Origin of the sequence: Desulfobacca acetoxidans DSM 11109 (assembly GCF_000195295.1) — a bacterium.
In the GTDB taxonomy this organism is placed as follows: domain Bacteria; phylum Desulfobacterota; class Desulfobaccia; order Desulfobaccales; family Desulfobaccaceae; genus Desulfobacca; species Desulfobacca acetoxidans.
This window is the reverse complement of sequence record NC_015388.1, coordinates 696,053-716,428: the sequence shown is the minus strand read 5'-3', so window position 1 is coordinate 716,428 and position 20,376 is coordinate 696,053. Positions and strand designations below refer to the sequence as shown.

The window sequence follows — 20,376 nt, the reverse complement described above, 5'->3', positions numbered from 1 at the left end:
ATGCTTGGCAAGTGGATACGTGTCCGCATAATTCTCGTGGGCTTGGGGTTGGGTATTTTCTTCCTGGCGGTGTTCTGTCGGATTGTAGAATTAAAATTCATCCGAGGCCCGGCCCTAGAAGAGATGGCGGTGCGAGAACATGAGAAGCACTGTCCCGTCCTACCTATTCGGGGCTCGATAATGGATCGCAACCAGGCGGAACTTGCCATCAGCACCTTTGTAAAATCCCTGGGAGCACACCCGCGCCGTCTTACTGAAAAGAAACTGCTTAGTAGAAAGCTTGCTCCTCTTATCGGTATACCAGCGCCTCAATTACTTGAGCTTTTAGCAAGAGACCGGCCGTTTATCTGGGTTAAACGCCACCTGACGCCACAACAGACCGAAGCAGTGGAAAACTTTAAAGCCAACTATGAGAAAATAAATTTAGGTCAGGAAAAGAATATTGACAGCAAAGATGCCAGTCTAGACGCCATGTATCTGATTCCGGAGGCACGACGCTATTATCCCCACCAGTCTCTGGCCGGACCGATCCTCGGATTCTGTGACATTGACGGACGCGGTTTGGAAGGTTTGGAACGCCAGTTCGATGAGTATATTTATGGCAAACCGCAGAAGTGCATTAACATACTGGACGCCCGCGGTCATATCGTTATCTCGAGCGAAAAAGAATTAATCGATGACACTATGGGCGACAACATAATCCTCAGCATCGATCGAACGATTCAATATATTGCAGAGAAAGAATTACAGCAAGGGGTCAATAAGTGGCATGCCGCCGGTGGTTATGTCGTGGTAGCCGCGCCTCAGACCGGGGAAATCCTGGCCATGGCCCAGATCCCAGGCTTTGATCCAAATCACTATTTTCAATATACTAAAGAACACTATCAGAATCGCAATGTAACGATGGCCCTTGAACCCGGTTCAACTTTTAAAATCTTTACTGTGGCGGCGGCCTTGGATGCCAAGGTGGTAAAGCCCATGGATAAATTCCACTGCGAGAACGGCGCCTATAGTCTGGGGGCATGCGGAGTGATCCATGACGTTCATCCTTACGGCGGCCTTACTGTCAGTGAAATAATCAAGAAATCGAGCAACATCGGAGCCGCCAAGATAGGTCTCAAGCTTGGCCCGCACCGAACGGCGCATTATTTAAAGGGCTTCGGCTTCGGTCAGCGGACTGGAATCTGTTATTCGGGAGAAAATTACGGTCTGGTGCGCAATATCACCTCCTGCCGGTCCCTGATTGATCGGGTCACCGTCTCCTTCGGCCAGGGCATCACTATCACACCGCTGCAGATGACCATGGCGCTGGCGGCGTTGGGCAACGACGGCATCCTTATGCAGCCCTTGCTTGTTAAAAAAATTATCGATCATAAGGGGGAAACCGTCAAAAATTTCCACCCCACCGCAGTTCGCCAGGTACTATCCCCCCAGACCGCGAAAACAATGCTGGACATGATGAAGACCGCAACTGAACCGGGCGGAACGGGGACCGAGGCGGTACCGCCAGGCTACACCGTAGCTGGCAAGACGGGCACGGCCCAAAAAGTGGTAGGCCGGGCCTTTTCCAAAAGCAAGTACAATTCTTTGTTTGTCGGATTAACGCCGGCCGAAAACCCCGTCTTGGCCATTGTGGTGGTCATCGATGAACCAAAAGGGGCGATTTACGGCGGTGTGGTGGCCGCACCCATCTTTCGGGAAATTGCCGCCCAATCGCTGAGATTTTTGGGTTATTACCCCCAACAGCACCCCCCCACCACCCCGACTTCGCCTCCGCTTAAGTCGCCGAAACCACCTTTGAAAGAGACTCCGACCCCGACGCCCGAACCATTGCCGACGGTGCAGGCCAGCCTGACAAGCATTCCGCTAGAAACCGATTCTCTCCAGCAGATGCCGAATTTTAAGGGTATGACCATCCGCCAGGTTATCTCTCTGCTCAACCGGGCGGGAATGCGTTATCGGATCGAAGGCCGGGGCTTCGCGGTGGAACAGCGGCCGGCACCCGGAGAGCCGCTGCCATCAGATAAATTCTGTTGGGTGAAATTTAAACCCCAGTCCTGAATTTTAAAGCATTCAGTGGCCCTTATGGAAAAATTTGATTTCAACCGTATTACCGAGAAAATACAACCGGTAGGGCGGGAAAGCGAAGTGCCTCCCGCCGCAGTGAGAAAATTACTTTTGCCCAGGCTGGGAAATAACCCTAAAAGCGTGCAGCCAACAGCGCCCCGACAGAGGGAATCTTCCTCGTGTGCGAATAATTATTTATAATGCTAATTACATACAAATGAATTATTTCTGGGTTGGAATATGAACTTGCAAAGAGAGGGGAGTTCAGTTAGTCTAAAAAGAACTTCACTAAATTCTCATCTTCTCCAAAATAATTTCTAAGCTGGCAAGAGTTAAAGGAATATTTTTGTCCGGATTAGACGGCCCAGCCGGTAAAAACCTGGCACAACTCTTGAGTGGGTTGAAGTATCTGCGTATCTGGGGAGACGAACAGGTCCCGGTTCAGGGATTGGCTTACCATTCCGGCAGAGTAGCCTCGGGTGAGGTTTTCGTAGCCCTCAAGGGCTGCCAAACAGATGGTCATCTCTATATCGACAAGGCTATCGAGAGAGGCGCAGCCGTCGTGGTGCTGGAAGATGCAGTCGAACCTACTCCTGGAGTGGTTTGCGTTCAAGTTCCTGATACCCGCCTGGCACTGGCGCATATGGCGGCGGCCTTTTATGATCATCCTTCTTGCAACCTGACCGTGGTCGGCATTACCGGCACAAACGGCAAAACCACGACATCGTATCTGTTAGAGGCTATCTGGCAGGCCAGCGGCGCCCAAGTGGGGGTTATCGGCACCGTGAACTGCCGTTTCGGTTCCCAGGTGCGCTCCTCGCCGGTAACGACGCCGGAGTCGCTGGACCTGCAAGATTTACTGGCTGAAATGCGGGCTGCCGCGGTTGATTGCGCCATAATGGAGGTATCCTCTCACGCCCTGGATTTGAAGCGGGTGCAGGCGGTGCGGTTTGCTGCGGGACTGTTCACCAATCTATCGCAGGACCATCTGGATTATCATGGCGATATGGAATCGTATTTTGCCGTTAAGAGCCGTCTTTTCTGCGAACTGTTGACAGACTGTGGCGATGGCCCGCAGTTGGCGGTGATCAATCGGGATGACCCCTGGGGGCAGAAACTGCTGCCGCAGACCTCGCCGCCGGTGTTGACCTATGGGTTTGCCGCGGGCGCTGATATCCGGCCAGAGGACATTACCCTGACGCACCAGGGTATTCAGGCTCGGTTACATACTCCCTATGGCAGATTGGACATTGTTTCGCCCCTGATGGGTCGCTACAATCTCTATAATATCCTTGCCGCCAGCGGAGCGGCCCTGGGTCTGGGGATCAGTCCGGAGCACGTAGTCACCGGGTTGGCCAACATCACCGGGGTGGATGGCAGATTAGAGCCGGTAGCGGCGCCCGGACAGCCCCTGGTCTTGGTTGACTATGCCCATACGCCGGACGCCCTGGAGAAAGTCCTGGCCGCTTTAAAGGCACTAGATTTCGACCGGATAATCACTGTCTTCGGCTGCGGCGGCGATCGGGACCGGCGCAAACGCCCCCTGATGGGCCAGGTGGTGGCCCGGGGCAGCGATGTGGTCATAATTACCAGCGACAACCCGCGTACGGAGGAGCCTTTAGCAATCATCGAAGATATTCTTGCAGGCTTGAGAGAGATGAACTGCCCCCGACTCGATGTTTCTGAAGCTCGAGAGGGTCACCGGGGCTATCTGGTGATTGCCGACCGCCGGCAGGCTATCCGTCAGGCGATCGCCATCGGCAATCCTGGTGAGGTTATCTTACTGGCCGGTAAAGGACACGAAACCTACCAGATACTGGGAACCAGGCGGATTCATTTTGATGATCGGGAAGAAGCGGCGGCGGCGTTATCTGCCAGGGCCAAAAATGTAACAGATCCTGACAAGCTGCGACAAGCTGCCAATCGGAGGAAGGGGGCATGAGTGCAGTTTTTTCCGTCCGGGACATTATCGCCTGCACCGGCGGCCGGCTGCTCCAACCCGGCGCTGGCGGTAATTTCGTCGGCGTCTCCACCGATTCCCGGACCGCCCAGGCCGGAGAGATTTTTATCCCTTTAAGAGGTGAGCGTTTTGACGGCCACGATTTCATTGATCGTGCCATAAAACGCGGCGTCAGAGCCCTGGTGGCGGCAGAGGCTTGGTGGCAGCGCCAGAACCACCAATTCCCCAAAGACCTGACAATTGTTCTGGTTCCCGAGACGCTCAGGGCTTTAGGTGACCTAGCCCATTGTTGGCGCCAGCGGTTTTCTGGTCCGGTCATTGCGATCACCGGTAGCTGCGGCAAGACCACCACCAAGGAAATGATCGCTCTGGTACTCGCCAGCCGCTTCCGGGTCCTGAAAAATGAATTGAATCTCAACAATCTCATCGGCTTGCCCCAAACCTTATTAGCCTTAAACACCGGCCATGAGACGGCAGTAGTAGAAATGGGAATGAACCATTTCGGGGAAATCCGCCGTCTGGCTCAAATTGCCCGACCCGATATCGCCGTCGTGACCAATGTGCATGCCGCCCATCTGGAAGGCTTGGGCAGCCTGGAAGGGGTAGCCCAAGCCAAGGCGGAAGTCATCCAAGGACTGAGAAACAACGGCTTGATCATCTATAATGCCGATGACCAACGGCTGAGAGCGGCGCTCCACCATTTTAAGGGACAAACGCTGAGTTTTGGCTTCGATCCGGGAGCTCAAATCCAGGCTGGACCTCCCTGCCAGTGCGGGGTTTGGGGGCAGCGGGCGGAAATTCGCCACCAGGGCAAGATCTGGCCCCTGGAACTCCAGCTTCCCGGTCGCCACCAGCTCTATAACGCCCTGGCGGCGGCGGCAGTGGGATTGGCCCTGGGTCTCCCAGCGGAGCAGATCTCTCAGGCCTTAGGCCGCTTCGCCGGCTTGAAGCATCGGAGCCAGATGCAATGCCATACCTCTGGAATACATATCTTCAATGATTGTTACAATGCCAACCCGGGCTCTATGGCCATGGCTTTGCAGACCCTGGCCAGTTTGAAAAATCAAGGCAGGGCAGTGGCGGCCCTGGGAGACATGTTGGAGCTGGGTCGGGAAACCATCCCGGCACATCGGCAGTTAGGGGCCCTGGCGGCACAGCTGCAGGTCGATCTATTAGTTGTCTGGGGAAAATTTAAGGACTCGGTCCGACAGGGGGCTTTGGCGGCGGGCATGCCTCACTCCCGTATTTATCTGGTGGCGTCCCATGCCGAGGGCGCCGACATTATCAGAGGGTTTTGTCGCCCCGGAGATACGCTGTTAGTCAAAGGCTCTCGCGGCGCAACAATGGAAAAGCTCCTGGCCTGCCTATAATTAGACCAGAGAAAGAAAACCGTGCTCTATCATCTGCTCTATCCACTCAAGACCGTATTTGGCGGTTTTAATGTCTTCCGCTACCTGACCTTCCGCTCCATCTACGCCATCTTGACCGCGCTGATTATTGCGTTCATCCTGGGACCTTGGGTAATCCGGCAATTGCGCCGGCACCAGATCGGTCAGTATATCCGGGAAGACGGTCCCGCCTCCCATCTCTGCAAGGCTGGCACGCCAACCATGGGAGGTATCCTGATCATTGCGGCTACGATCGGCTCAACCCTCTTATGGGCAGATTTAAGTAACACGTATGTCTGGCTGCTTATCTTTGTAACCCTGAGTTTTGGCGGCATCGGTTTTCTGGATGACTATCTCAAGGTCATAAAAAAGCACAACCGGGGGCTCAGCGGCCGGGGGAAGCTGGTCAGCCAGATTATTGTGGCTGCGGTGGTGGCGGTCTGGCTTTATTCCCTGCCCGGCTTTGAGACAACCCTGACACTGCCTTTTTTTAAGGAGCTAAATCCCGATCTCGGGTGGGGTTTCTTGCCTCTGGCGGTCTTCGTGATCGTCGGGGCGGCCAATGCCGTCAATCTAACCGACGGTTTGGACGGCCTGGCTATCGGTCCGGTGACTATTGCCGCCGCCTTCTTTATGATCCTGGCCTATTTGAGCGGCAATATCAAAATCGCCGACTATCTGCAGATTTCCTATGTGCGGGGCGTTGGTGAACTCGCCATCTTCTGTGGCGCCCTGGTAGGCTCCGGCATCGGCTTCCTCTGGTATAACTCCTATCCGGCCGAGGTCTTTATGGGTGATGTGGGGGCCTTAGCCTTAGGCGGCATCTTGGGAACGATAGCCATAGCCATCAAGCAGGAAATCCTTTTGGCGATCGTGGGCGGCATCTTCGTCGTCGAAGCCTTGTCGGTGATCCTTCAGGTAAGTTTTTTTAAGGTGACCAATGGGCGCAGAATTTTTCGCATGGCTCCCATTCACCACCATTTTGAATTAAAGGGTTGGGCTGAACCCAAGGTCATTGTGCGATTCTGGATTTTGGCGATCATTCTCGGGCTCTTGGCCTTGAGCACTCTCAAACTGCGGTAATGTTTCCCGGAGCTCCCGGCGTGGAATTAAACGGCAGAAAAATCTTGGTGGTAGGGTTAGGAAAAACCGGCGTCGGTCTGTGCCGTTTTCTGGCCTCCCAAAAGGCGCAAGTGACGGTAACCGATAGCGCCCCCGCGGCCGACCTGGCCCAGTCGCTAACGGCCATTCAAGACCTTGACCTCACCCTGGATTTGGGACGGCCGCAACCTGCCGATTGGCTCAACTTTGACCTGATCATTCCCAGCCCCGGAGCCCCGCCGGAACAGCCCTGGCTTCAGGACGCCGTGGCTCACGGTATCCCTTTATGGGGAGAACTGGAAGTGGCCGGATGGCATCTCAAACGGCCGGTGGCAGCCATCAGCGGCACCAACGGCAAGACCACCACTACGACCCTCGTAGGAAAAATGTTGCTAGCTTCGGGGAAGCGCCCGCTGGTGGGCGGCAATATCGGTACCCCCCTGGTGGACCTGTTGTCACAACAGGCCGAGGCCGATTGTATAATCCTGGAGGTCAGCAGTTTCCAACTCGATACCGCGCCTTCTTTCCGGCCCCGGGCCGCCGCTCTGCTTAACATCTCCGAAGATCATCTGGATCGCTACCCGGATTTTCAAGCCTACGCGCGCTCCAAGGCTGGGCTCTTCCGGCGGCAGGGCCCTTCGGAGACGGCGGTTCTTAATGCTGATGACCCTAAGGCAGCCGCCTTGGCCGACCAGGTGCAGAGTCAGGTTTATCTTTTCTCAACTCGAAAGAAATTAACCTTTGGCGCCTGGCAGGCGGGAGAAAGCCTCCGCGTCTGTTTAGCCCGCGGTCCGGAGGCGAAATTCCCCCTAAATAAGATTGTACTGCCGGGGAGGCACAATCTGGAAAATATCATGGCCGCCTTGCTGCTCGCCCTGGAGATGGGGGCCACGCCCCAGGGGTGCGCCGAGGCTCTAGCCCGTTTCAAGGGATTGCCGCACCGCCTGGAGTGGGTGGCGAATATCGGCGGGGTCGATTTTTATGACGATTCCAAAGGCACCAACGTCGGCGCAGTAGTGCGGTCGCTGGAACACTTTGACCGCCCGGTCGTCCTGATTGCCGGAGGCAGGGATAAGGGGGGGGATTATCGTCCGCTGTCCGCCCTCCTGCGCCAGCGGGTCAAGAAGGTAATTCTGCTGGGAGAAGCTCAGGATAAAATAGCTGCCGCCTTGAGTGGCGCAGCACTGATGCAACCGGCCGCCGATATGGCTCAGGCGGTGGAACTGGCCTATGCGGCGGCTTCTTCGGGGGAGGTCGTGTTGTTATCGCCGGCCTGTTCAAGTTTCGATATGTTTCGGGACTATACCGAAAGAGGTCGGGTATTTCAGGAAGCCGTAAGGAGTTTAGCACATGAAAGACACAACTCCCGCATCTGCGCCGCCTGAATGCGACCATCTTTTGATGATCGCCCCCCTGTTGCTTTTGGGCATCGGCCTGGTCATGGTATTCAGCTCCAGCGGGGTGCTGGCGGTGGACAGGTACCAGGACCCCACCTTTTTTCTGAAGAAACAACTGCTTTATGCAGTACTGGGAACCGGCCTGATGTTGTTTATAAGGCGGATTCCCTACCAGTTATACAATCGCCTGGCCTATCTTATTCTTTTTATCAGTCTGTTTCTGCTGATAATCGTCTTGATCCCCGGGGTGGGGGTGAGGATCCGCAGTGCCTCCCGCTGGTTGAGGTTAGGACCTCTGGTCATTCAGCCTTCGGAGTTTGCCAAATTGGCCATCATCATCTTCCTGGCTTATTCCATGGCCCGCAAACAGGAAAAAATCCGCTATTTCTCCATCGGTTTTCTCCCTCACATTATTATTGCCGGCATCTTTATCGTTCTCATCGAAAAAGAACCGGATTTTGGGACGGCCATGGCCCTGGCGGGAATAACCTTCCTGATGCTGTTTGTCGGGGGGACTCGTCTGACCCATATTTTCCTGGCAGTTATCGCGGCTTCACCACTCGTGGTATACGTTATCTTGAAGAATAAGATGCGTCTAGAGCGGATGACCACCTTTATCGACCCCTGGAAAAACCCCCAGGAGGCTGGCTACCAACTGGTACATTCGCTTCAGGCCCTCGGCTCCGGGGGCTTCTGGGGATTAGGCATCGGCAAGAGCCGGGAAAAGTTATTTTATCTGCCTGATTCCCATACAGATTTTATCTTTTCTATCCTCGCCGAAGAAATCGGCTTCCTCGGAGTCCTGATCGTTATCTGCCTGTTTCTCATTATTCTCATGCGGGGAATAGCTGCCAGCCTAAAGGCCCAGGATAACTTTGGCGCCTATCTCGCCATTGGCTTGACGGCGTTAATCGGCCTGCAGGCTGCTATTAATATGGCTGTGGTGAGCGGCATCCTCCCGACCAAAGGTTTGTCGCTGCCCTTCCTCAGCTACGGGGGCTCATCGCTGATTGTCAACATGGTAGCCATCGGGATTCTGCTCAACATCAGCTCTCAAGGGCGAGGGACCAAAGAGGCTCTGACGCGAAGCCCCAAAGGCGCCATAATACCTGCGAGAGGCGTACAGGCGGGCAAATAAGGCCTGCAGCGGGGGATCTAAGCTCCACTCCGGCGAGTCGACTCTGATGAGAACAGAATGTTTCAAGGAATCATCGTTATCGCTTACGGTCATGGGTGCTAAAACGACAAAACCCTGCAAGGTGCTGATTGCTGCGGGAGGTACGGGCGGCCACCTGTTTCCCGGTCTGGCCGTGGCCGAAGAATTCCGCCGCACCCTGCAGGCCAGGGTAGGCTTTATCACGACGCCAAAGCCGGTAACCCTTAATATCATTGAACAGTATGATTTCCCCAAGCAGATACTTGATGTCCGAACCCTCCGGGGAGGCGGCAAGGGACGGCGGCTGCTGGCCTTGGCTCACCTGCCGCTCAGTCTATGGCGGGCGCGGGGCATCCTCAGCCGGGAGAAACCTGATTTGGTAGTGGGAATGGGGGGCTATATTTCCGGGCCAGTCGGTTGGGCGGCACGTCGCTTGAAAATACCCCTGGTAATCCACGAACAGAATGCCGTCCTGGGAACCACGAACAGGATGCTGGCCGGAACGGCGGCAAAAATATTCCTTTCCTTCCCGCAGACCGAAAATAATCCAGCCCCGGAAAAGTCAGTATGGATAGGTAATCCGGTTCGAACCGAGTTCAGTCTGCCATCCCCGGCCAAACGGGAGGATTCGCCTTTCACAGTACTCGTGATGGGCGGGTCACAAGGGGCGCATCATCTAAACCTGGCAATCTTGGGTGCTTTGCCATTACTGGCATCCTACAAACAACAGATGCACTTCATCCATCTCACCGGCGAGGCCGACGAGGCTATGGTCCGGGCAGGATACAAACAGTTTTGGAGCAGCGCCACAGTAACGGCGTTCAGTCCGCACGTCATGGAGTTTATGCGTCGGGCGCATGTGGTCGTCTGCCGGGCCGGCGCTTCAACCCTGGCAGAGTTGACGGTACTGGGAAGAGTAGGAATACTGGTACCCTATCCCTACGCAGTCAACCAACATCAGCGGAAAAATGCTGATTTTCTTAGTAATGCCAGGGCGGCGTTCCTTGTCTTAAATGAAGAGTTGACGGGAGAGAAAATTGCTGCGATGATAGAAAAATTAATACTCCAACCCCTACAACTAACTGAGATGGAAGAACGCAGTCGGGTTTTGGGCCGTCCCCAGGCAGCCAGCTTATTCGTCGGGGAGTGTCAGAAACTGCTGAACTCCTGAGCAATGGACCTTTACATGCATCCAAAGACAACACATTACCACTTTATCGGCATCGGCGGCATTGGGATGAGCGGCTTGGCCGAATTACTCGTCCGCCGGGGTTACGCGGTAAGCGGCTCCGACCTCACAGCCAATGCGCTGACCGAAAAATTACAGCGCTTAGGAGTGACCTTTTTCCAAGGCCACGCCCCGGAAAATCTCTTGGAATCTGAGGTGGTCGTAATCTCCTCCGCTATCGGACTGGATAATCCGGAACTCAAAGCCGCCCAGGCGAGGGGACTGCAAATCTTATCCCGGGCCCAAATGTTGGCAATGCTCATGGCGGGAAAAACCCAGATCGCCATTGCCGGGGCGCACGGCAAAACTACTACTACTTCCATGACGGCCTCAGTCCTACGACAGGGAGGTTTGGCGCCTTCCGTGGTAATCGGCGGCATCGTAGATTCTCTGGGCGGCAACGCCGTGTTGGGTCCAGGCGACTATTTCGTTGCCGAAGCCGATGAAAGCGACGGCTCTTTTCTGGTGTTCAATCCTCACGTCGCGGTGGTGACCAATGTCGATCGAGAACATCTGGACCACTATCGAGACCTGGCGCACATCCAGGAAGTATTCGCCAAATTCATTCATCAGGTTCAGCCCGGCGGGGCAGTGGTGGCCTGTTACGACGACCCTAATCTGCGACCCTTGCTCTATGGCGTCCAAGGACGTTTAATCACCTACGGCCTCAAATCTGGTGGCAACTACCGGGCCGCACATATCCAGGTAACCGGCGGCGGCAGCTCTTATACACTGCTGCGACAGGAGAAAAAACTCGGACAGATCACTATTCCTTTGGCCGGATGGCATTATGTCGCCAATTCTTTGGCTGCAGCGGCAGTCGGATTCGCTCTGGGCCTGGATTTTCGCGATATTCAAGCCGGTTTGGCTCAAACCGGCAGAATCAAGCGCCGTTTCGAGATTAAGGGAGAGAATCAGGGCGTAACGGTGATTGATGATTACGGCCACCATCCTACCGAGATCCGCGCGACTTTGGACGCCATGGCCCAAGCCTTTGCCGGCCGCAGATTGGTCGTGGCCTTTCAGCCGCACCGTTTTAGCCGAACCCAGGCCCTGTTACCGGATTTCTTCGACATCTTTCAGCAGGCCCAATTACTGTTTTTAACAGATATCTACAGCGCCGGAGAACGGGTTATCCACGGTCTTTCCGGGCGCGATCTCTACCGCGGCATCAGAGAAGCCGGACATACTGCGGTGCAATACGTTGGGAACCGGGAAGAATTGGCACCTGAGCTTTGGAATTATCTGCGTCGCGGAGATGTCTTAGTAACTATGGGGGCTGGAGATATCTGGAAAACCGGTGAAGAAATGCTTCGGCGCCTGGCTTCCCATCCATTGCATGCCAGCGGCGGCTCGCGGTGCTTTGCCGTCCGATCGGGAGAGGTGTGTTAGCTATGACCTACGCCCGCAGTTACGCCAGCAGCCGCAGGTCAACGCGGTCAAATGCGTTTCATCGCAGTCACAAGAGAAAAATCGAAAAGATCAACTTCAAGCGAAATGCGTATCGACGGAATTCCCGCTCCTGGCAGCTCCCCTGGCAGGGGATAAGGCAATTTCTGGTCCGGTCATTTTATGTATTCGCCGCCACCTCTGTCGTAGCCGGGATCAGCCTCCTGTTTGTGCTCAGCTATCATTATTTGCTGACGCTGCCTTATTTCTGCATCAAAGACCCTGCAAGCCTGAAAATCGAGGGCCAGGCACGCTCACATCCGGAACAGGTCTTACAGGCAATGCAAATCAGGCCGGGCACCAGCCTTTTGGCAATTCAACCCTTCAAAGTAGAAAAAGCCCTGCTGCAGCAACGCTGGATTGAAAAGGTGGAACTGACCAGGCAGTGGCCTGATCAACTCCGGATCGTGGTGTATGAACACCAACCCTATGCCCTGGTGAAAATAGGCAAGTTTTATCTCATAAACCCACAGGGTATTTTATTCAAAGAATTGGAGCCTGAAGACCCTCATGATCTGCCAGTCATCACGGGCCTGCATTTTGAACATTTTAATCGGGTTGAAGGTAAAATAGCCCCTTTGCTGGCTAAGGTCTTTACTTTTATGGAATCCTTGCCAAAGGAAAACGATTCATTAAATCTAGCGAGCATTTCGGAAATCCACGTAGACCCAGAGAGAGGCTTAACCATCTACCCCTCCGGGCTGGGGGTTGGTGTAAGTATCGGATTTCAGGGTCATCAACAAAAATTAGCCGGTCTGCAGAAAGTAATGCCGCTTCTAAAACAGAGAGGCGACTGGCAGAAAATCGAAAAAATAGATTTGAATTATCCGCAGCGAGTACTGGTAAGTTTAAGAAATACAGAACCTCAAACACCTTAAGGGGAACATTGTGGGGCAGGATCTCATAGTTGGTTTGGATATTGGGACGACTAAGATATGCGCCGTGGTGGGCGAGTGGCGGAATAATTGTGTGGAAATCATCGGCATCGGCACTCATCCCTCACAAGGCTTGCGCAAAGGCGTCGTCGTTAATATTGAAAATACCGTCAAGTCAATCCGCCAGGCGGTTGAGGAGGCGGAGTTGATGGCCGGCTGTGAAATCCGCTCCGTGTACACCGGTATTGCCGGCGGTCATATCAAAGGGTTTAACAGCCAGGGGATTATCGCTATTAAGAGTCGGGAAGTCCTCCAATCCGACATTAATCGGGTAATAGATGCCGCCAAGGCAGTGGCCATCCCGCTAGACCGGGAGGTAATCCATATTCTCCCCCAGGAATTCAAAGTAGACGGGCAAGACGGTATCAAAGACCCCATCGGCATTCATGGTGTGCGTCTGGAGGCCGCGGTTCACATCGTCACCGGAGCCGTCGCCGCGGTAAATAATATTATCAAGTGCTGTAATAAGGCCGGGTTGGATGTGGCCGATATTGTCCTGCAGAGCCTGGCCTCGGGTGAAGCGGTAATGGCCGAGGAAGAAAAAGAGGTTATGGTAGCTCTCATCGACCTGGGGGGGGGAACGACTGACCTGGCCATCTTTAGCGACAATTCCATAAAGCATAGTTGGGTGCTGGCCCTGGGCGGCAATAACCTCACCAATGATATCGCTGTGGGGCTGCAAACGGCCTTGCCTGAGGCCGAGAAACTGAAACAGATTCACGGTTGCACCCTCAACGTGTTGGAAGATCGGGATCAGTTGATCGAGATTCCCGGTCTGGGCGGCCGCAAGGCCAGGACCCTGTCGCGAGGTATTCTGGCAGAGATTATCCACCTCAGGGTAGAGGAAATCCTGACCATGATCCAGAAAGAGATCATCCGCGCCGGCTTTGAGATGCCGATGATCTCTGGGGTGATCGTCACCGGCGGTGGATCTATGCTGGTGGGAATGCCCGAACTCTGCGAAGAAATTTTAGGCGTGCCCACTCGGCGCGGCTATCCCATAGGAGTGGGCGGATTGACTGATGTCATCAATAACCCAGCCTATGCTACGGCAGTCGGTCTGGTCCTCTACGGGGCCCGGGCACGCACCAGGCAATCCAAGGATACTTTTCGGATCCGGGATCAGAATATTTTTAATCGTATTCTATCGCGGATGAAAAGATGGTTTAAAGAAGTAATTTAATATACCGGTGGACGAACGGGCGCTATACCTGAGAGGGAGGGTGGATTAGATGAAGGTTCAAATGGTGGAAAATGAGTCCTCTGCCAAGATCAAAGTCGTAGGCATCGGTGGGGGCGGCGGCAACGCCATCAATGACATGATTCAGGCCCAGTTGATGGGGGTGGACTTCCTGGCCGCAAATACCGACTCCCAGGCCCTGGGACTGAATCAGGCGCCGGTGAAGATAAATCTCGGCACCAACCTCACGAAAGGACTGGGAGCCGGCGGCGATCCGGAGGTCGGCCGCAATGCCGCTCTGGAAGACGCCGATATCATTCGAGAAGCCCTGAAAGGCGCCGATATGGTCTTCATCACCGCCGGAATGGGCGGCGGCACCGGGACTGGCGGTGTGCCGGTGATTGCTGAGATCTGCAGAGATTTGGGCGCCCTGACCGTCGCGGTGGTCACCAAACCTTTCTTCTTTGAAGGCCGGAAGCGGATGAAACAGGCCGAGGCCGGCATTGAGGCCACCAAAAAAGTAGTTGATACACTGATCACTATCCCCAATGACCGTCTGCTGAGCGTTGCCGCCAAGAACACCCCGGCGCTTGAAGTCTTTCGACTGGCAAACGAAGTCTTGGTCTACGCTGTGAAAGGTATCTCCGATCTCATCATGGTGACCGGCCATATCAATGTCGATTTTGCCGACGTACGCACTATCATGGGCGAGATGGGCATGGCCCTGATGGGTACCGGCATCTCCTCGGGCAATAACCGCGCCGTAGAGGCGGCCCAGAAAGCCATCTCCAGCCCGTTGTTGGAAGACCTTTCCATCCGGGGCGCTCGGGGTATTTTAATTAATATCACCAGCGGCATGGAAATCTCCCTCGATGAATTGAAAGACGCTGCCGCCCTCATCCAGGAAGAGGCGCATGATGAAGCCAATATCATCTGGGGATGGGTGGTGGATGAAAACCTAGGTGATGAAGTGCGGGTGACGGTGATCGGCACCGGCATCGGCAAAAAACCGGATATCGAGGAGACCGCCCGACTTGCCAAAAAGGTCATGGTAGAACCGGAAGAGCTCGACGTTCCCACCATCATCCGCAAAGGAGCCGAACAGATTCAAACGCCTGACCGCGCCCGTACGGACAGCAAAAAACGTTCGCGCCTGGAATTGTTGCATTCTAAGAAGAATATAGTACATCCGGATCTCCATTATGAGGAGGATGAGCTCGATATACCCACCTTTTTGCGCCAGGCGGATTGAAAACCGGGTTCAGGGGGTTCCGGATGAGAATTAGTCAAGCGTCCAAAAGTTAGGAGTCAGGAAAAAACTGGGTTCTTTATCGAGAAAGATCATCGCACATCTGCAGCACCGACTGGGGCGCGAGCAAGGCGCCATCATCCGGGAATGGGGTCATCGACGACCGGTGGCCCTGGTTTATCCTCACGAATATGAAGTGGGGATGAGCAACCTGGGTTTTCAAACCATCTATCACCTGCTGAATGAACACCCTGATTTAACCTGCGAAAGGGCCTTTCTGCCGGGCCCCGAGGAATTACTAGAATACCAGCGCACCCAGACCCCGTTACTGACCCTTGAATCCCAGCGGCCTTTGACCGACTTTGCTGCCGTGGCTTTTTCCATCTCCTTTGAACCCGATTACCTCAATGTCCTCAGGATCATGGAGCTGGCCCGGATACCGCTGTTAGCCGCAGAACGGCAGGGGCAATTCCCCTGGATCGTCGCCGGGGGTATAGCAATCTCCATGAACCCCGAGCCTCTGGCGCCTTTCCTGGATGCCTGTTTTTTAGGGGAGGGGGAGCGCGATGCGGCAAGGTGGTTTGAGACGCTTACTGACGCGAGCCGCCCGGAAAACCGTCTCACCCGCTTGCAGTACCTAGCAGCCAATATTCCCGGAACATATATCCCCACAAGCTATCGGCCGGAGTATGATGAAGATGGGACTATGCGCCGCATGGCCGTCGCTCCGGGTTTTCCCGCAACCATCAGACCGCCACACCTGATGAATCTGGACGCTTATCCGGTCCACAGCCGACTGTTGGCCCCGGGCGGCGAATTCAGCCGGATGTTTCTGGTGGAGATCAACCGTGGTTGCGGCCGGGGCTGCCGCTTCTGCGCCGCTGGTTTCATTTACCGGCCGCCGCGCAGCCGCTCCGCCGCCACGTTGCACGATCAGGTTCGATTAGGCTTGGCCACCGGCGCCAAGATCGGGTTGGTAGGTACAGCGGTGGCCGACCACCCGGAGATTTTAGACCTGTGCCGTTGGATCACCACCGCCGGGCAACAGGTAGGGCTGAGTTCTATCCGGGCCGATCGCGCCGACCGCGAGCTCTTCGACCTCTTGAAAAAAGGCGGCGTTAAAAGCGTGGCCCTGGCCCCGGAAACCGGCAATGAAAGAATGCGGCGGGTTATCAACAAGGGGCTCTCAGAGGTCCAATTGGAACAGGCGGTGATCAATCTGCATGCCGCTGGCCTGTCGCATCTGCGCCTCTATTTTATGGCGGGGCTACCCACCGAGACCAGGCAAGATATAGCGGACATTCCCCACCTGACTAAACGGCTGCAACACGCAGTAGTCAAGCACAGCCAAGGGCGCTCCCGGTTGGCCGGCATCACCCTCAGCCTGAACTCTTTCGTGCCCAAACCCTTCACCCCTTTCCAGTGGTCGGCCTTTGCCGGGGTGGCCGAACTCAAAGACCGCATCAGGATGGTGAAGCGCGGGCTGCGCGGGGAGCGGGAGGTGCGGGTGCATGCCGACCTGCCCAAGTGGGCTTATATTCAGGCACTCCTGGCCCGAGGCGACCGCCGTGTGGGAACATTACTCCTGACGGCCCATCGCGCTGGCGGGGATTGGACTACAGCCTGCCGCCAGAGTTCTTTAAACCCGGATTTTTTTGTTTTGCGGGAGCGCCGCCAGGATGAGGTCTTCCCCTGGGATTTTATCGATCATGGCATCCATAAGGAGTATCTCTGGGAAGAATACCAAAACGCCCTGGCCGCGCGGGAGACTCCACCCTGCCAACCCGATATCTGCAGTAGATGCGGGGTATGCCCAAAAAGCCGAGATGCGGTATGAAGTGCTTGTCTCTCCCCCGCTTCCCTATTTCTTCTTCCCGGCCCTTATTATAACGCGACTGAGTTCCACTATGTCCACCGGCTTGGCGATAGCCTCACAAAAGCCATAGTTCTGATAATCAGACAGAATAGGATCGTCAGCATAACCGCTGGTAACGATGACCCGCGCCTGTGGATCGATGGCCTTGATCTTCGCCTGAGCCTCTTTTCCTCCCATACCTCCGGGAACTGTCAGGTCCAGAATAACCGCATCGAAGCCCCGCCCCTCTTTGTGGGCTGCAGTATAGCGCTCAAAAGCCTCCTGGCCATCTTCGGCAAAATCGACTTCATAACCCAAACGCTGCAGCATCTTTCCCAAGGTCTCCCGGACATCGGTCTGATCGTCCATAACGAGAATGCGCCCATGCCCAAAGGCTACCTGTTTCCGTTCGGGGATGACCGATGATACTTTTTTCAAGGAGGCTGGCAGATGGATGACAAAGACGGTTCCCTCCCCCAAGGTAGACTGTACGGAAATATCGCCGCCGTGCTTTTTGACAATAGAAAAAACGGTGGTTAATCCCAACCCGCTGCCTACCTGTTTGGTGGTGAAATACGGGTCAAAGACTTTTGCCAGATATTTGGGAAGAATGCCAACGCCCTGATCGGTTACTGTTATCTTCACGTATTCCCCAGGCGGCAGGGAAAAGCCTGAGCTGGTTTGTAGGACGGCATTTTCGGCCTGCACCCGAATTGCACCTCCGGTAGGCATGGCTTGAACGGCATTGATGGCAAGATTGTGAAAGACCTGACTGATCTGCCCGGCATCGATCTCGGCAGCCCAGAGGTCCGTGGCCAGATTGAATTCACACCGGACCGGGGAACCCCGGGTAGCAAAAATGAAGGTTTCTTGAATCAGCTCTTTCAGATCCGATAATTTTTTTACCGGCACCCCGCCCTGAGCGAAAGTGAGCAATTGCTGGGCCAGGGATTGGGCTTTGAGACAGGCCCCCTCGATAACGATGAGGTTATTCAGTTCCCGGCTGCCGGCTGGCAGGCTTAGGAGGGCCAACCCGGCATTCCCCCGGATGACCGCCAGAATATTGTTGAAGTCATGGGCAATGCCGCCGGCCAGGAAACCTAAAGATTCCAGTTTATCAGCCCGAGCCTGCTCTTCTTCCAACTTCTTCTTCTCAGTAATCTCGGTCATGATACCAACATATCGCAGCCCCCCTTTATTTTTACCTTTAATGGGGTTTAGCACCACCTGCCAGACCGAGGTTGGCTCTCCCCTTAGAGACATTTCTCCTTCAAAAGCCGCCGGACGCCCCTGCTCCACCTGCTGTTTGGCCGCCGTCAGGATGGATTGCATTTCACGAGGCCAGAGTTCACAGAAAGATTGGTCGGGGATACTCCCTTCCTGGACGCCTAATCGGTCCAGACCGACACGGTTAATAGCCAAGAAGCGCCATTTCTGGTCTAAGAGACAGATAATATCAGGTGAACCTTCCACCAGGGTGCGGTAGCGTTCCTCGGACTCCGAAAGGTGGCGTCCGGCATCAAATAACCGCTGTTGAAAAATGTATAAACCGGTGAGGAGAAGGGTAATGAGCAGGGTCAGGCTAAGTGGCAGGAGGCGGTGCAGGCGAATCTTCTTCTGCCAATCCTTGGCATCTACATCCATTCCGACTACAGCCAGATTCTGACCGGTGCTCGCCACCCTAATAAACTCAAAACCGGAAATCCAGGTACCCCAGCGATCAGAGTTAGGACCTTTTACGAAAGCCTGCCCTTGTTGGAGCAAGGTCTTCAGTTCGGCACTAGCTTCATAGTAAATCTGGCCGGGGGGTGAATAATTAGCGCTGCTAACATCCTCACTGTCTACCAGCAAAACCGGATAGGGCGACCGCCAGACCATGAGATAGACAAACCGGCAATCGCCGTTGGCCTGACGGATCGATATTAACTTCTTCTTCAAGTTTTCATAGACCTCGGTTCCCAGATCAGCCTCATTGCCCTGAAGTTGCTTGATAGCCTCGGGGTTGAGTGCCGAAGCCAGTGTTCGGACTCTGGTAATTAATATCTGACGCATATCTGCGTCCAGATACCGGCCATACCAGCCCGTGGCCAGACCTCCTATACCGAGGGTCAAAAAGATGACCAGAACCAAAGCAAACGAGCCGTACAGCGGCCATCTCCAAAGTGCTGCCACCTCTGCCGTCCGCTGCCAAAGCTGGTTCTGGTAGTAAATCCATAATGTTAGCGCCAGACACAGACTAAATAGACTCCGCAGGACCGACATCTGGATTATGTCCGGCGCAGCCATAAAATATTGCTCCCAGTTCTGCCAGGGAACGATTCCAGGATACAACGGTAGAGCTTGGCTCAAAAGCAACCCCGCTAATGACAGAGCCGCACCATGCAGGATACCGGACTTGGTAGAGATAGCTACCTGCCAAAGAGCCACGATAGTCCAAATTGAGGTGGCCAACCTGGCGATAACGGCAGCCGGAAGCCAGACCTGGGAAAGCCCGACCCAAGCACTGGCAATCAGCCCCACTAGATAAAGTCCTGCCAGGGCTCGCCCCCAAACTCGCCATTTCAGGGGCAGGATAATGGAGACCCCAAACTCGGTGAGAAAGACGACATTCGCCAATAGTTGCAGCAACTTCAATCGTTCGCTCAGGACCGGTCCCCCCAGCACCGGCATAATGAGCGAAAACCACTCGAAGCAACACTGACAGAGAGCAAAAAAACCCAGCCAGATAAAAGAGCGGGGGAATTGGGGATGGCGCCTCAACGTCAAGCCGAGAAGAAAGACGAATAAGCAACCTAATCCGGTCAGGAAAGACAGGTAGTCTCTTTGAGCCTGCAGAAGAGCCAGCATGTTCTTTTAACCTACTGCGATTATGGATTAATCCTTTCACACCATATCGTGATGGTAGCCGAAATTTCAAGACCAGCCTGCGGAGTTGCCACTCACAACCCGAGGCGACTCTAACTGGTCCTCCCTGCTCCACCCAAAACTTAAAGACAGAGTGCTCTGACAACGGACAAGAACCCGCTGAACCTGCTCTCACCTAATAGCAATAATAATTTAATATGCAGAATTAATTCGGATATCGGTAAGTCTTTACTCTCTACTGTATCTTAAATTAGGTTATTAGGAAAATAAAAAAATGCTAACAGGCTTAACGCCGTAAGCCGATACCCCATTTTTTGCTTGACAGGAAGGATGTTATTCTATTATAAATGGCCCTAGTTGGTTCAGGTGCTCCATTATGGGGCTTAATAGGGAAGCCGGTGGAAGTCCGGCGCGGTCCCGCCGCTGTAACCGGGGACAAAACCTTGCGAGGTGCCACTGTCTTGGGCTAATAAGATGGGAAGGCGCAGGGAAGAGGATGATCCGGGAGTCAGAAGACCTGCCTGCAATCTTTGTGCTTTTACCCAA

13 protein-coding genes and 1 riboswitch are annotated in these 20,376 nt (G+C 54.5%); of the genes, 12 read left to right on the top strand and 1 reads right to left on the bottom strand.

What is annotated here, in order from left to right; all coding sequences use genetic code 11:
• The 12 genes from DESAC_RS02990 to DESAC_RS02935 all read left to right on the top strand — a co-directional run bounded on the left by DESAC_RS02990 (position 1) and on the right by DESAC_RS02935 (position 16,947).
• Positions 1-2,061 carry a PASTA domain-containing penicillin-binding protein gene (locus tag DESAC_RS02990; protein WP_013705602.1) on the top strand — a complete coding sequence of 687 codons (2,061 nt, stop codon included), beginning with the start codon at positions 1-3 and terminating at the stop codon, positions 2,059-2,061.
• Between the two features lie 352 nt (positions 2,062-2,413).
• The gene (locus DESAC_RS02985; RefSeq protein WP_013705601.1) at positions 2,414-4,009 is read left to right on the top strand and encodes a UDP-N-acetylmuramoyl-L-alanyl-D-glutamate--2,6-diaminopimelate ligase; all 1,596 of its coding nucleotides are present in this window, start codon (positions 2,414-2,416) and stop codon (positions 4,007-4,009) included.
• Positions 4,006-5,397 (top strand): UDP-N-acetylmuramoyl-tripeptide--D-alanyl-D-alanine ligase, encoded by a 1,392-nt coding sequence (locus tag DESAC_RS02980; RefSeq protein WP_013705600.1) that lies wholly within the window; start codon positions 4,006-4,008, stop codon positions 5,395-5,397. The genes DESAC_RS02985 and DESAC_RS02980 overlap by 4 nt, the downstream gene beginning before the upstream one ends.
• A 21-nt stretch (positions 5,398-5,418) precedes the next feature.
• Positions 5,419-6,498: a phospho-N-acetylmuramoyl-pentapeptide-transferase gene (gene mraY, locus DESAC_RS02975; RefSeq protein WP_013705599.1), complete on the top strand. Its 1,080-nt coding sequence runs from the start codon at positions 5,419-5,421 to the stop codon at positions 6,496-6,498.
• A gap of 20 nt (positions 6,499-6,518) precedes the next feature.
• Positions 6,519-7,901 (top strand): UDP-N-acetylmuramoyl-L-alanine--D-glutamate ligase, encoded by a 1,383-nt coding sequence (gene murD / locus DESAC_RS02970; RefSeq protein ID WP_041284158.1) that lies wholly within the window; start codon positions 6,519-6,521, stop codon positions 7,899-7,901.
• Positions 7,867-9,051: a putative lipid II flippase FtsW gene (gene ftsW, locus DESAC_RS02965; protein WP_013705597.1), complete on the top strand. Its 1,185-nt coding sequence runs from the start codon at positions 7,867-7,869 to the stop codon at positions 9,049-9,051. The genes murD and ftsW overlap by 35 nt, the downstream gene beginning before the upstream one ends.
• Before the next feature lie 46 nt (positions 9,052-9,097).
• Positions 9,098-10,240 carry an undecaprenyldiphospho-muramoylpentapeptide beta-N-acetylglucosaminyltransferase gene (gene murG, locus DESAC_RS02960; RefSeq protein ID WP_013705596.1) on the top strand — a complete coding sequence of 381 codons (1,143 nt, stop codon included), beginning with the start codon at positions 9,098-9,100 and terminating at the stop codon, positions 10,238-10,240.
• A 15-nt stretch (positions 10,241-10,255) separates the two neighbouring features.
• Positions 10,256-11,689, top strand: coding sequence for a UDP-N-acetylmuramate--L-alanine ligase (gene murC / locus DESAC_RS02955; RefSeq protein ID WP_013705595.1), 1,434 nt, complete (start codon positions 10,256-10,258; stop codon positions 11,687-11,689).
• A 2-nt stretch (positions 11,690-11,691) separates the two neighbouring features.
• Positions 11,692-12,624, top strand: coding sequence for a cell division protein FtsQ/DivIB (locus DESAC_RS16720; RefSeq protein ID WP_013705594.1), 933 nt, complete (start codon positions 11,692-11,694; stop codon positions 12,622-12,624).
• A gap of 10 nt (positions 12,625-12,634) precedes the next feature.
• On the top strand, positions 12,635-13,864 hold the full coding sequence (gene ftsA, locus DESAC_RS02945) for a cell division protein FtsA (RefSeq protein ID WP_013705593.1): 1,230 nt from the start codon (positions 12,635-12,637) through the stop codon (positions 13,862-13,864).
• A 49-nt stretch (positions 13,865-13,913) separates the two neighbouring features.
• Positions 13,914-15,113, top strand: coding sequence for a cell division protein FtsZ (ftsZ, locus tag DESAC_RS02940; RefSeq protein ID WP_013705592.1), 1,200 nt, complete (start codon positions 13,914-13,916; stop codon positions 15,111-15,113).
• Positions 15,114-15,312: 199 nt separating this feature from the next.
• Positions 15,313-16,947: a radical SAM protein gene (locus DESAC_RS02935; protein ID WP_148231169.1), complete on the top strand. Its 1,635-nt coding sequence runs from the start codon at positions 15,313-15,315 to the stop codon at positions 16,945-16,947.
• Positions 16,948-16,971: 24 nt separating this feature from the next.
• Here the strand turns inward: DESAC_RS02935 and DESAC_RS14970 are convergent, their stop codons facing one another.
• Positions 16,972-19,812 (bottom strand): hybrid sensor histidine kinase/response regulator, encoded by a 2,841-nt coding sequence (locus tag DESAC_RS14970; protein WP_013705590.1) that lies wholly within the window; start codon positions 19,810-19,812, stop codon positions 16,972-16,974.
• Positions 19,813-20,177: 365 nt separating this feature from the next.
• A riboswitch (cobalamin riboswitch) is annotated at positions 20,178-20,369 on the top strand.
• Positions 20,370-20,376: the final 7 nt, after the last annotated feature.